The organism is Candidatus Tisiphia endosymbiont of Piscicola geometra, assembly GCF_964026415.1.
Taxonomy (GTDB): domain Bacteria; phylum Pseudomonadota; class Alphaproteobacteria; order Rickettsiales; family Rickettsiaceae; genus Tisiphia.
The window spans coordinates 857128-872768 of sequence record NZ_OZ032144.1; the positions used below are offsets into that span (position 1 = coordinate 857128).

Below are 15641 nucleotides of genomic sequence, written 5' to 3' on the forward strand. Positions count from 1 at the left end.
GCACTCTAGTCAAAATTAATTAATTTGTATGTCCTTCTGCACCTAATAGAGGTGGACTCTCATTTTAGGTATTATTATATTTTTAGATATTAATTCGTTTTCTTTATTAATTATATTATTCCAAACATTTTCATTCTATAAAATTTAGGATTTTCAATAATTATTCAAGGACTAGGTAAATCCTGATTTGTTTTAGATAAATCAATATCAGCAAGCAAGTTCACATCTATGTCAATATTATCATTAGTGCTAGTACTGGGGTTAGTTGCGGATGAATCAACAGTTACCTCAACACTATTAGAAAGTAATGACAATAGTTCAGGACAATGTTCTGTAGCATAATCTATCACTGTTTTGTTAGCTTTATCCTTAATTGTCATATCATATAGTTGACGAAATTCTTTTATTATTTCCAGCTTAGTTTCTGAGGTAATATTTTTTCTATCTAATAAACAGTGTACAGGTGTCTTGCCTTCATCATTTTTGGCATTAATCTCAGCTCCATACTGCAATAATAACTTAATATCTTCTTTGTTACCTGTGTAATGTGCCATATGCATCGAAGTATTCCCAGGGTGGGGTTCATCTTTTAGGCTTTCCTGAAACTTCTCAATCGCCTGATCATATTGCCCTTTATTTCTATAAGCTTCTCCTAAATTATTTAAAGAAGCCGCAATATCTGGGTGGGGTTCATCTTTATAGATGAGTTTCTTTATCTTTAGGCTTTCCTGATACTTCTCAATCGCCTGATCATATTGCCCCTTAGCTTGATAAGCATTTCCTAAATTATTTAAAGAAGCCGCAATATCTGGGTGGGGTTCATCTTTATAGATGAGTTTCTTTATCTTTAGGCTTTCCTGAAACTTCTCAATCGCCTGATCATATTGCCCTTTATTTCTATAAGCTTCTCCTAAATTATTTAAAGAAGCCGCAATATCTGGGTGGGGTTCATCTTTATAGATGAGTTTATTTATCTTTAGGCTTTCCTGATACTTCTCAATCGCCTGATCATATTGCCCCTTAGAGTCATAAGCACTTCCTAGGTTATGTAAAGAAGCCGCAATATCTGGGTGGGGTTCATCTTTATAGATGAGTTTATTTATCTTTAGGCTTTCCTGATACTTCTCAATCGCCTGATCATATTGCCCCTTATCCGCATAAGCAATTCCTAGGTTATGTAAAGAACCCGCAATAGCTGGGTGGGGTTCATCTTTATAGAGGAGTTTATTTATCTTTAGGCTTTCCTGATACTTCTCAATCGCCTGATCATATTGCCCCTTAGCTTTATAAGCAACTCCTAGGTTATTTAAAGAAGCCGCAATATCTGGGTGGGGTTCATCTTTATAGATGAGTTTCTTTATCTTTAGGCTTTCCTGATACTTCTCAATCGCCTGATCATATTGCCCCTTAGCTTGATAAGCACTTCCCAGGTTATTTAAAGAACCCGCAATAGCTGGGTGGGGTTCATCTTTATAGATGAGTTTCATCATTTCTAGACTTTCCTGAGACTTCTCAATCGCCTGATCATATTGCCCTTTATTTCTATAAGCTTCTCCTAAATTATTTAAAGAATCCGCAATAGCTGGGTGGGGTTCATCTTTATAGATGAGTTTCCTCATTTCTAGACTTTCCTGATACTTCTCAATCGCCTGATCATATTGCCCCATAACATAATAAGCATTTCCTAACATATGCATTAAACGTAAATGCTTTTGTAAATTATTTTGATTAAACGCTGTCTTTAATGCCTCTTCTAAATTGCTTTGAGCTTCTTTATATTGCAGTAATCTGTAATGAATAAGCCCTTGATTGCCTAAATTATTTTCATAAAAATTATTTTGCTGAAAGAATTGTTGCTTGCTTGTTTCATCTAATTCTTCATATTGATCACAAAATTTTTCTAACCTTCTATGCAATGGCAGAGCAGTATAAAAATATTGAAACAACCCGCCTTGTTCTTCTAAATCTGCTTCAGGTAAATGGAATATTTGTTTTGCTTGCTCTTTAATTGCCGATTCATTTTCAGCAGGTTTAGCAAATATTGACATATCTTCTATTTGAGCTTGATGGTGCAGATAGGTCTTTAGTCTTAAAGTACTAGCAAAAGTTATCGCGTTCTTTAGATTGCTTGCTGCTTCTACACCGATCACTCCTTTACTTGCTAATTTATCTACCGTATCCCAGCTACTGTCCCCTACTATACCATAATATAAACCAAGATTGTACACCATCCGATCAGGCAATCTATAGATTTCCTGTTTAACGTCAAACAATCTGCCTTCTGCATCATCTAAGTTAGGTCGGAATTTATCTAAATCACCTTTAAACACACTTTCTTTAGATTTGAAACTAGATGTTTGTGAAAGATAGTCAATTTCTACCGTACCTTCCTCTAGTAACTCCAAGGCTCTTATCTGACAATTTAATTTATCTTCTGAGTCATCTACATTTTTGTTTAAAAACTCCATTATGTTATTTTGATAATTTTGTACTATTTGTTCATCACCATACACATAGCAAACTTTTTCTAATATATGCGGCAGGTTTTTATCTATATGGCTTGCCCAATGTTGCTCATTACGCACATAACCCATCATCCCATCTACTGTTTGTACTAAATCATATTTTTTATCCTGATCTATTCTGCCAAGTGGGGTTTTCCCTCCTAAATCCAAGTTTACTGCCTTATGTACTAAGTGGCTCATATCCAAACCATATTTACTGATGGGAATTATGCTTTCTCCTAAATTGATTACCTTAAAATTTACCAAGTGGCTTAGGTTTTTGAAATACTCCCTAACCTTAGGATCATCACTTTGTTGGTAATCCTCATTATCGGTAAGAATAGCAAATTCTAAATCTGAATATGGCGTCATTTGCTGCAATGCCATCGAACCAAGTCCTATGACTGCATATTTACAAGGTGGTGCTATAGCCATTTCTTGTTCACTATCACTATATAACTTAGCCAAAAATTTTTTCATTCCATCAGCTGTGTATTCAAAGCATTTTCTTGCGGCATTTACATATAACTCCTGATATTTTTGTTTTTCTTGTTGATTATCAGTCTTTGCCTGTTTGCGATAATTTTCTTTTAACGCCATATAGAAATCAGCTCTATTTCGCAATATTAATAACATATCTTTATTAGTTTTCGCTTCCTCCTGCACTATCGGCATTTTCTCTTGGTTTCCGCCAATTGCTGAGAATATCGCCTGCTGTAGGTGACTTAATTGTTGATATGGGTCTACCAGCTCTTGTTTGGTAAATTCATTTTTACTCTCAGCACTTAGCTTTTCATCTAGTATAGTAATAACATATTGGTAGAATACTGCCGCCTCAGTGTAATATTTCAGCTCACCACTTAACTCTCCTAGTTTGGTGGTTAAATAGCCTAAATCTTTCAGGACTATTACTAAATCTTTTAGTTCTTCTTGACTCTTTTTATAAGCTAATTGCTGGATCAAAGACTTATATTGTTCTTTCTCTACTTGCTTTAGTTTAACAATTTTGATAGTGTTGCTTTCTTCTGAACTAACTACTTGTTCTACTTTTTCTCTTATTTCTTCTATTGTTAGTGCTGAAACATATTCTACAGACTCTATAGATAAATACTCCTCTAAATGAGCTCCCCCAAGTGTAACTTGCTGTTTAAAGAGCTGATAATCTAGATTTTCTTCTCCCAATTTTTCTTGTAGAAAAGTAAGCTGTGACAAACGTAACTGCTCTGCACCTAGTGGATAAGGTGATGATATGTTAAGGTTGCTATCGGTTATCCTTCTCACTAGCTCATCAGCAACAATCACGCCGCAAGATGTACTATCACCATAGGATTGTCTTGCATTGGTGAAAGGACTTAACAGGCTGGTTACTGATGTTACCTGCAAACCACTTTCTCCTATGATTTTGTGTAAAGCGGCATTGAGTATGCTAAAATTATTCTCTAATAACTGTCCCCCACCGTAAGGGTCGTGGGTGTATATTACTACTGAGACATTATCGCCTTTCTTATCGATAACGATCTCTCCAGTAAGCCAGTGAATGTTAGTTATGTTATAAGGAAATAATATTTTGGCTTTACAATTTTCTTCTGATAACATTACTGGCATTAATTCATCAAAGACATCCTTCCGATCATCTCTCTTCTTAGGATCAGGAGCAGGTTGTTTTGATTTATCAAAGAAAAAATCTAATGGAAGCTTGCCAGCACTATCTACAGCTCCCGAATATAGAACGTAACAAGGATTGTTTTCTGTCCCGAATTTGTTGTTAAGAAGAAATTTATGCTCATTTTTGAATCCCCCAAGACCGTATCTGATGACATTATTAACGTAGCTATCAATATCTCCTTCACTGTAAAGATATTCAGAGTTTATTCTAGAATTTTTTGACATTTTACACCTGCTATTTAGTTAAAAATATAATAGGCTCATCAATAGGGGCATTTGAACTTTGAGAGTCCATATTTAACCTGTATGCAAATAATTCTCTAGAACTTTAGTAAAATAAGCTCAAATGCCCATAGCTTCTTTATCTCTATATTTATCACTCAATATTAGAATGAGCTGCTCCCATTAATTTCGGTAGTACTTCTATATCTTCTGTATTCTCTGCTAAATTAACCAATAAACTTGTTGAGCTTATTGGTACTGTGACAGCATTTGCACTCATATTAAATTCAACGTCACTTTCATATTTGATGTTTCTACCTAGTATCTTATTTATTTCATCCCTAGCTATTTTATGTGCTAATATAGAGCTTAATAACTTATATCTTTAGATCTAGATTGAGAGAATCGAGCATAGAATAAGTACCCTCTTATCGTTAAGTTTGCTTTGAACAAATTGCAGAAGGTGCTGGAAGCAGCAGCCTTGCACAATAATACGAAATAGATTATATCATGAGTAAAATAATAGGTCTAGATGTAAGTAAAAAATGGTTTGATGATTCATGTATTTGGGAAATTATCGGTTGCTTTCTTTTTGTTAAAACTCAGATTGAGCTCTTAATTGGCATTCAATAATAATTATATTGGTCCTAATAGGGCTTTTCAACTTTGCAAGGCTTTAGAATTTAATTAGGGCTCTAACCGAAATAACGCTTGGTTACACTTTTTTGTATCATAATTAGGCAGAGGAGCTTGTAAAAAGTTTAAAGAATAAAAAGATTGTCAGCAAAATAATGTTAAGTTTTTATGACCACGAAAAATATGATATTAATTCTAATTATCCTAAACTATCAGAGTTATTAATCGAGGCTTTAAGAGATAACTACATAGAATAAATATAAACTAGATATAGATTTCTCTACTTTTTCAGTTAGTCTTGATATTGTTATTTTCTTAAAGACTAACTGAAAATTTGATTTCTTGGTATTATTAACGTCATTGCCAATTCTACTTACTTAACAAAGTTCAGATAAAAAATCTAAAATAATTAGCCCCTAACTATAACAATAAATTTACCCACTGTCTCCGTTTTACCGCTGTTCTATCGAATTTCAAAAAAAATACTCTAGGTGCTAAAACTTCTCTGGACTCTACTAGTGATTAGGGTAGTATATTAGTAGTGACCCACGTGGTGTGGTGTTCAAGCACCGAGGTTAGAAGCAAAGAATCGCAAAATTTTTAAATCTAACCTCAGTGTCTATTGTTTATAGTCAAAAAACAGGAGTTAATTCTATGTCGAGTGATATTGAAAATCAACAACAAAATAATAAACAAGATAAATTAACAAGTGATATTTCTTTTGAACTAGAACAAGCTGTGTTAAAACTGATTAATAATTTAGACAAAATAAACCTTGCACATATCAATCTACTTAACATAGCTTTGGAAAATGCTTTAGAAAATAATAAAACGCTAACTCACATAAATCTTCGTAATAGTAACATTGACGATGAAGGAGCAAAGATAGTTGCGAAGTTTTTGCAAAACAACAATATAGTAACCACAATAGATTTAAGCAACAACAATATTAGCTGTGAAGGAGTAAGTCACCTTGTCCCAGTGTTAAAGAGTAATAATACTTTGGACGAAATGAACCTTGCAGATAATTATATTAACGATCTAGGAGCAGACATACTAGCCAAATTTTTAGCAAATAATAGGACTCTCAAGCGAATACATCTCGATAATAATCATATTGGTCCTAGTGGGAGTTTTAAACTTTGTAAAGCTTTAGAACTTAATAGTACTCTAACCGAAATAACGCTTAATGGCACTTTGTTGTATCATAATGAGGCAGAGGAGCTTGTAAAAAGTTTAAAGAATAAAAAGATTGTCAGCAAAATAATGTTAAGTTTTTATGACCACGAAAAATATGATATGAATTCTAATTATCATAAACTATTAGAGTTATTAACTGAGACTTATAATAACTACATAGAACAAATATAAACTAGATATAGATTCCACTACTTTTTCAGTTAGTCTTGTATTGTTATTTTCCTGAAGACTAACTGAAATCTAAATTTATTGGTTTTATTACCGATCTTACTTACCTTAGCAAATTTCAGATAAAAAATCTAAAATAACCAACTCAAAAGGAGTCTTGTACAAGTTCAATCTAACTTGTCAAGCAGTTTATATTATTACAAAAACATTAAATATTTCCAATATATCTGTAATTTTTGCCTTTTTAAATAAAGAAGTATTTTTATTAAATTTCCTAACCCATTTTCACGCTTGCAGTTATTATTACAAATTACTTTTAATAAAGTAATTTGTAATATTTTTAACTTACTACCAGTTCAATAAAATTATAGCTACTTTTCCTTAAATTTATATAGTTCGTTTATTTTACAATCAATTAATATTTTCCACCTATAGCTATTTTTTAGATAAACCATTTTCTTTTTTTACCTCTCTTTTCTTCACCCACCTACCTTACCTAAATAACCCACTTAAGGAGCATTCTGCTGCCTATATAAAGCTTGCCAATAAAATAAACTATGTAGTTACAAGTTAGGTTTTAGCATTTGCTTTTGAAATCCCTCTACCCGCACTTGGGCAAACTAGGTAAACCTAGTTTGCCTGCGCTCAAAGATTCGGTTCTTGTCATTGCTATTACCCAAAACTTACAGCTTATAGCGGTAATAGCAATGGCAATATGTCACTGTAATAAATCAGAAGTACGAAGAAGCAAAGGACAAAATGCAGTTGCAGCAAGTAGCTATATTTCAAGAAGTAAATTGCAGTTTTTTACAACTGACCGTAAAACAGGAGAAAAACGTACTGTTACCTATAATTTTAGCAGCAAGAAAGGACTTGTTCATAGCGTAATTCTAGCCCCAGAGGGTTCTCCTAGTTGGGTGTATGATAGACAAGAATTATGGAATAGAGCAGAAAGTAGCGAAACAAGAAAAAATGCTGAAACCGCTAGAAAGCTAACCATAGCCTTACCAAAAGAATTAACTCAACAACAGAATACTGAACTGACCGAACACTTTGCTTCTGAGTGCCTAGTTAGCCATGGCATGATAGCAGATATAAACATTCATTATGACAATCCAAATAATCCTCATGTCCACATTCAGATGACTACTAGAAAACTACTACGTTTAGAAAATGGTGAAGTAATTTTTGGTGAAAAAGGACGTGATTGGGGAAGAAGAAATTTTTTATATTATTATCGAGAAAATGTAGCCTATTTCATCAACCAATATTTAGAAAAATATGGTCATTTAGCTAAGGTATCACATTTATCGCATAAAGCAAGAGGAATTGATTTAATACCGACTATCCATGAAGGAACAGCACATTATATACAAGACTCAAAATTAAGGTTAATAAATGAACAAATACTAAAAGAAAATGCTACCAAGATTAGAGAAGATATAGAATTAGTTTTTCAGAAATTATCAATTAACAAGCCAGTTTTTACTAAGGAAGAAATTGCTATAGCATTAGCCGATACGTTAGCTATAGATTTGGAGCTAGGTCAAGCAGAAAAACAAATGGGAAATAGTGCAAATGGTAGTATTGATAAGCAAAAATTTCAACAAAATTTAAGAGAGCTAAGCAAGCAATTAGTACAAGAGAATATTCAGGAAGATATTGCTATAGATACAACTATTGTAACAGAGCCTAGTAGTAAGCAAGATAGCGGCGTACCTAGTACGGAAGATACTATTAATATTGCTACTATTAGTAGCGTTGACAATAGCAGTGATAATAGTGTTACTGATAATAATAGTCCAGTATTATCAGATATAGAACTATTGAATCAAGAATATTCTACTGAATTTATGTTGCTCTATAGTAAATTGCTGGCGTCTGATAAGATTAGTTTAATAAATCCTAGTGATTTAAAAGGTCGTACCTTATACGCATTAACCAAAAGGGTAGAGTTAGAGCAAAGATTTATTGGGATAGTAGAGGAGTTACAGCATAGTGAGAAACATAATCTGTCTATTGATGATAGAGCAATAGATAAGATTTCTATAGGGAAGAAATTAATTGCCACTATTCGACAAGTTGGTATTGCTGTGCAGGAAATAGTAAACAACAAAACAGGGCTAAAGATAGAGTTAATTGATAAACAATGCAAGCCTTTAACAAATGAGCAACGTAAGGCAGTAAGAGAAATTGTCAATGGTAAAGATATCAGCGTATTAGAAGGATATCCTGGAACTGGTAAGACTTTTGTCATGCGGGAGATAGTATGTCAATATAACAAGGCGGGTTACAGGGTAATAGGAACAGCCCCAAGTAGTACCGCTGCACAAGTTCTAGCAAGTAGTACGGGTATTGAATCAAAGAATACAGCACTACTGCGTAAAGAATGGCAAGAAGCTAAGGAACAAACGTTTGAGTTAATGCTGCGTTCTGATTATTATAAGGAAATAGAATATCAACATCAAGGCAGAATAGAGACTAGTTTGAGTTTGTATAAAAATATTAGTGGAGAGTTAGATGATAAGACCATATTAATCATAGATGAAGCTAATATGGTCGAGTTGGCAAATATGGACTATTTACTAAGTACAGTATTAAAGTCAGGGTCAAAAGCGATAATAGTGGGTGATAATAATCAGTTTGCTGCAGTTGGTATGGCTGGGGCTTTTAAGAAGATTTGTACTGTTGCAAAGGTAAGTACATTAACTGAAGTGATGCGTCATAAACACCAAGACGACTGGACTATGAGACTACAAAGGGAAGCTACCAAGCTAATGGGTCTTTATAAGATAGAAAAAGCATTAGAGATTTATCAAGGGCTTGGAGTATTGAATATTTATGACAATGTACAAGTAACTAAAGAAGCGTTAGTAACAGATTATATTAATGAGTATTTAGAGCAAGCCAAGAATTTAGCTAGAGATGATTTAGTGTCGATTAGGTCGATAGTAATAGGTGCTTATACTAATGTGGCTGTGAATTATTTTAACATACAAGTTAGAGAGAAGTTAAAACATGCTGGTATTTTAAAGGGACTGAGTGGTAATTTTAAATCTGGTCATGAGATGATAGAATTGCTGCGAGGTGAGCAAATAGTTTTTACCAGTAACAAGGCAGAATATAAGGGGTTTAATGGAGTACTAAATGGCGAGGTAGCAACAGTTATAGATTTTAATAGGCCTGATAATTTTGGTCATGGCTGCGTGCAATTGCTAGTACATAAAGCAGATGGCAGTAAGAAGATAGTCAAGATTGATACATCTGACCCACTATATCCTGTTCAATTTCAATATGGTTATGCAGTTACTGGATATAAGCTAGAAGGTGAGACAGTGGACTATATGAAAATATACCATGAAGCTATTATGGGTTATGAAGCATTTAACGTGTTGATGAGTAGGTTTAGATATGAGGTAAAACTGTATGGAGCTAGAGATGTATTAGAAGATATAGTTTATAGAAGAGTGGAAGAAGATGCGGCAAAAGGACGGGAACGGTTTAGTATAGAATCATATACCTATAAGGTATCAGGTGGAAAAGATTCAAAGTTAGTTAGGGAAGAAATACCTACTTGGTATATTGGTTTAATGTTAGGGATCAGTAGAAGAGTAGATAATAATTTAGCAATTGATTACCGTAAGCTTGATAATTTAACCCCTAATCAACAAGTAATTAAGAATTATTTAGACTCTAGACGAGAAGTATTTGATTTACGTGGTAAGATGCAAGAATGGCGAGAGCGTCGAGAAATGCCTATTAAACTAGTTGGACTATGTATGCTATTTAAGCAAAGTGCTAATGTCGAGATACAGAATGTTAGAGAAATTATTATAGACCCGTATGATTTAATATTTAATAGAGAGGTTGATGAAAAGATTGATAGTAAAGACACCAATAGTAAAAAAATATTATGGGCAACATTATCAAAAGAGAAGCGTAATCAGCTTATTTGGCAATATCTGTCAGAGTATGATAGGGAGGAACTAGAAACTATCTATAAGGAACTACAAGAAGCAAAGGCGAAGTTGCAAAAACATGCTAAAATTATTTGTGATAATTATCATGGTAGTGTCAGTATTAAAGACGCAGGAGGTAGCGATGTTAAGGATCAAGTAAGGATGGGTGATAGACTTATCCAGCTTAATTTAAATTATCAGACAATCCAAAAACATGCCGGCTATTCAACTTATAAATACTTCTTGAACAACATCAATCAAGGAGCAACATTAATTACAAATAATCATTGGGGACAAATGATGGAGATTTATCATGGTTTGCATTCCACCCAAAATGATAGTACCGACTCCTTAAATAATACAAACTTGATAAATATCTTTACCACTAATTTGGCTAATCTCAATGAATTTATTACTGAAACCAAGCTGTTACTAAAAGAGAGAACTGAACTATTAGAAAAGACTAGTATAGAGCATCAAGAGATAAAAAAAGAACTAGCAGAAATAATTACTTATCGGGAAAAATTATTCCCTGAATTCTTAAGTCGTATATATAAAACTCCTGTATCAAAAATACTGCAGAAATGGCAAGATTTGTTAGTAGAATGCCGGTATGAGCAATTAGCAGATACCATTTCTAAAGTAAAGAAAAATCCTAAATTACTGGGTAATTTTAGAGGTATTGGCTTTGGTAACATTTTGGGTATTAGCCAGCGTCGGAAAGATGCTATTAACAATTTTGAGGTCATAGCTAAAAGGTTCAGAAATTATGAGCAAGGTGCAATTAAAGTACAAGAACTACAAAATAAACTAACAGCAGGAAACTATCCGAAGTTACTTGAGAGCTTATCAGCAGAAATAATGTCGTTAACTGATAGTTTGCCTAATAAATATGAACAGAGCTTTTTGGATCAGCTTTACCTTTTACAAAAAGAGGGAAAACTAACTATAGAAAATTTGGCGGCACTAGCAAAAGAAGATGATCTACAAGGGCTTATTTATGAATATTATAACTATATTAATGATGCAGAACTAGCTAAATTAGCCATATCCATCTCAGCTGATATTCAAGGTGAAGATCAGAAAGAAATAACTAGCAACAAAATAGAGGAAGCAAGAGAAGGTAAAGTTAGACTAGAAACTAACAAATATGATAGCATTAATGCAGCTAGGAATGAGAGATTAGACTTTAATGAAGTTATCCAAAGTTTGAGTGAATATAATTATCGTAATATTTTTGAAAGCTATGCTAGAAGGATTAATAGTGATGGCAAAAATTTTAAAAGGAGTGGTGCTGAGATTAGCCTTGGCAGTTTGAGTATGAATTTAAGGAAAGGATTATGGATTCGTCATAGTACTGGAGAGGGAGGCAATATATTTTCTTTTGTTCAGAAGGCTCTTAACTGCAGCAAATTAGAAGCATTAGAGCAAGTAGCCTTGATATCTGGTATTAGGGCTAGAGCAAATAATTATCATAATGATAACTACAGCAGCAATAAGCAACTACAAGAAAGTGATGGACATGAAAAGATAGTGACACACTTAATCAATGAATGGTATGCACAGCCTTACGTCTCTGAATCTGCACCTAAATTCGATCCTAATATTCACTTGGCTGGTATGCTGAAAAGTAATACTATTGCAGGCATCTATTATTACAGAAATGATAAGAGCCAGCTAATAGGTTTAACGGTTAGACTGATAAGTAACCAAGATGGAACGAAGCAAGTACTACCAGTGAGCTATTGCCAAAATGAATCATTAAATAAAGAAGCTTGGCGGTTAAAGGGTTTTAGTGATAATGGTTATAAACCGATCTATCATATAGAGAAAATAACAGATGAGCAAAAGAGTAAATTAAATACTACTATATTAATAGTGGAAGGTGAGAAGACCTGTGATAAAGCCCAAGAATTACTGCCCGAATATATTGTAGTATCTTGGTTGGGTGGTAGTAATTCGGCAGATAAAGCAAATTGGCAGCAATTGCGAGGTAGAAGAGTAGTTATTTGGCCTGATCATGATCAAGCCGGCATCAAAGCGGCTAGAACAATATGCCACATGATTAATAAGGCTAATGGTCATATTGGCAATGTAACTATCATTGACCCAAGTCAACTAGAGTTTAATGGTACTATCCATACCGACATCTTACTAGAGAAATGGGACTTGGCTGACCAATTACCAGTAGGTTGCAATATAGATAATATCAGGGAAGCTATCATAAATTGTCAGCAGCAAAATAGTTCCTTATCTTATAGTCAGTCTATGACTGCAAGACTACAACAATTACTACCACAGAAAGAACTAGCGATAGGAGAAAGAATATTGTGGCAAGCTAGAAGTAGCGGTATTATCCTTGCCATAGAATACATAAGACAAGAAGCTGCAAAAGAAGTCAGCTGGCAAGAGAAGCTTACCTCATCAGAAGCTAACTATTACATGAAATATGCTGAAACTACCAAAAAAGATGGGAGTAAACATGAATTTTTAGGAGTACAAGATAGCCTATACCGAGATACACTAGTTGCTATAGCCACGAATAGCAACATCAAAGATAAAGAGTGTCTAGAATTACCAAAATTAATAGCAGAACTGCAACATGAGTACGAGCAAAAACAAAGAGCTTTAAGTTATGACAGTAGTGGTCGTAGTTTTGGTGATGATGATCATTATCAATCTTACATTACAAGTTTAGAATCTTATGGTACTGATAGGGTAGAACTATATCATATTATGCTCAGGGATGTAAGCTTGCTACATCAAGAACAATTAAGTGGGATAAAGGGTAAAATAATTAAAGCTCACCAAAGAGCCATAGAGCAGACAGTATATCAGCAAATTAAAACTTATCAAATAAGACAAGCGAGAAATCAAACAAGTAATAAACTAGACTATGATGATAAAGTAAGAATATCTAGTAAAATATATGATGGTCTTTGTAGTAGTAAATGGTGGCAAAGTTTAGTAGTAAAAGATCTAACTTACATACAGAAACTACAGCAAAAAGTTCAAACAAAACTGGCTAAGAATAATAGTTATGAGAGAAGAATAGAAGAGATAGTAGAGAAATATAAAGGACAAAACCCTAGATTGATAAATAATGAATTAGTAAATAAATGGACTTCAGAGTTAGAAGAACTAAAAACATATAGTGCAGATAGTTTAAGTGACATTATTAAGATAGGGGAGGAAAAAGGCTTAGAACAAGCATTTAAAGAAACTGTTAGCATTAATGATAATAAAAATAGAGAGTTAAAAATAGTACTTGAAGTATATAAGGATAGGATAGATGAAATACAAAAATTTAATGATAAGTTCAATGTAGAGGATATAAAGCATCAAATAAAGCCATTAAAATATAACGATATGGTAAAGGCGGTAGATAAAATACGGGTCGATAGTTTTAGAGATTGGATAATTCCACAATTTAATAGAATAGAGCAGGAGCGACAAGAATCACAACAAGTTAATGGATTACTGAATAGCCTCGAGCAAGAGAGGGACTTAAGTTTAAAGATGGGTAAGGATTATCAAAGTTTAACTTATCGTATATCAGAAGAAATGGAAGAAGAGAACATCAATGATAAAAGGAGAGTGTATGACTGCCAGCCTGATCTATTAGAGAATATTAAAAGGGATAGTTTATATATAGCAAAGCATAATATATGGGAAGAAGAATTATTAATTAAGGAATTAAAGCGAGATATTTCAGAACTAAAAGATAGAGTAGCACCATTAATGTTTAAATTTAGTCAACAACATTGTAAGAAGCAAATTGAACAAGATATAAAAATAATAAAAGAACAAGGGATATTAATTAAAGAAAATAAACAACAATTTAAAACCGTGCAAAGTTATTTAAATAACTTAATGAATAATCAGGAAATAAGGTCTTATATAAGAGGGGCTGATTTTGAAATAATGCTAGTGGAAGGAATAAAAGATACAAAGCAAGTAGCTGTGCTAACAAAGCAATTATATAAAGAACGTCAAGCACATGTACTAAAAGAATTGAGTACTGAAATACAAGAGCTTAAAGAACATGGGATGATAAAAATTAACAATAATACTTATGATGCAAAATCTTATTTAGAATATAGGATGAATGATAAGCTAATTGCTCCGTATTTGAAGAATACAGAAATAGCAAAAATACTAACAGAGATATATAGACAAAAACAACACTTAGATCAGCAAAAACAATCAGAGCTAACACGGGAAAAAATAATCTAATGAAGATGTAAATGGTATGGTATTGGCAAGCTGTTTTAAGTCGTCAGGATAAGTAGGAATTCCTTACGCCATTACCGCTCTCTCCACTTTCTAATTCTTCAAGTATTGTTACCACTATATAACTTTTGGTGGATATCAAATCCGGCACTACATTTTATTCTTGAATATTTAGTAATAAATTGATTAAATAATTTCACAATTGTTACATAGGAAGACTTAAGAAATTAATAATGTATGAAGGTAGAAAACTATGGATACACAACGAATTAATATTTGTGATGAAGATGCTAGCTTTGAATGTACTATCCGCTTTCCACCCATAGGCTTTAGTGAGTTTAAAGAATATGTTGAAGAATTTGAATGTAAATTATTATACTTAATATATGAGGATGAGGATAGTGAGGGCGAGGAAAAAGTAATTGGTAAATTACATGGTTACCGTTTTTCTCTTTACGATTGTTACCGGGATTATGACGAAGACAAGGTAGATGCTCTATTACCTTTAGACATACTTGACATGATAGATGATAATGTAGCAAGGTTAATGTGTTTATTTGAAGATGCCTCTTACATAAAGCCTAAATATTTTAAAAAATGGCAGAACATACTTGATCTAGATTTACCAGAAATTACGCCTAATATTATTTTAATTAACCGTGTTGAAGTATTAGCAGAATATAGAGGTAGAAGATTCGGTGAGTCATTGATATCTAACAGTCTGTATACGATAAGTAGAAGAAATGATTTAGTAATAGTAGATGCTATGCCATTACAGTTTTGGCATAAGTCACTCCAAAATAAATGGGAAGAAGAAATGAGACTTGGTGATCTTGAACAAGATAAAAAAAAAGCAAGAGAAACACTAAATAAGTATTATAGAAAACTTGGTTTTAAACAACTTACTAAAGATGGGTTGCTATTTTTAGCCTTACCACAATTACGATTGTAAATTTGGAAGAATTGTGACAAACCACAAATTAGTTATATATCAAAGAAAAAAATAAGGTTACTTTTTATAATAATAAATTAAATTATTGACACGTTAAGTAAC

At 33.0% G+C, this 15641-nt stretch carries 5 protein-coding genes; 3 read left to right on the forward strand and 2 right to left on the reverse strand.

The window, feature by feature from the left end; translation table 11 throughout:
- Nucleotides 1-164 precede the first annotated feature (164 nt).
- Together AAGD26_RS04025 and AAGD26_RS04030 are read right to left on the reverse strand one after the other, a co-directional pair.
- Entirely contained in the window at nucleotides 165-4394 is a 4230-nt protein-coding gene (locus AAGD26_RS04025; protein ID WP_341751186.1) for a tetratricopeptide repeat protein, read from the reverse strand.
- Nucleotides 4395-4545: 151 nt separating this feature from the next.
- A complete protein-coding gene (locus AAGD26_RS04030; RefSeq protein ID WP_341751187.1) occupies nucleotides 4546-4671 on the reverse strand; it encodes a hypothetical protein in 126 nt (41 codons plus the stop codon).
- Nucleotides 4672-5681: 1010 nt separating this feature from the next.
- On the opposite strand from AAGD26_RS04030, the gene AAGD26_RS04035 reads away from it, so the two are divergent.
- The 3 genes from AAGD26_RS04035 (at nucleotide 5682) to AAGD26_RS04045 (ending at nucleotide 15539) form a co-directional block, all read left to right on the forward strand.
- Nucleotides 5682-6398, forward strand: coding sequence for a hypothetical protein (locus AAGD26_RS04035; RefSeq protein ID WP_341751188.1), 717 nt, complete (start codon nucleotides 5682-5684; stop codon nucleotides 6396-6398).
- A gap of 608 nt (nucleotides 6399-7006) precedes the next feature.
- Nucleotides 7007-14590 carry a MobA/MobL family protein gene (locus AAGD26_RS04040; protein WP_341751189.1) on the forward strand — a complete coding sequence of 2528 codons (7584 nt, stop codon included), beginning with the start codon at nucleotides 7007-7009 and terminating at the stop codon, nucleotides 14588-14590.
- Between the two features lie 250 nt (nucleotides 14591-14840).
- Nucleotides 14841-15539, forward strand: coding sequence for a hypothetical protein (locus AAGD26_RS04045; RefSeq protein WP_341751190.1), 699 nt, complete (start codon nucleotides 14841-14843; stop codon nucleotides 15537-15539).
- Nucleotides 15540-15641 lie beyond the last annotated feature (102 nt).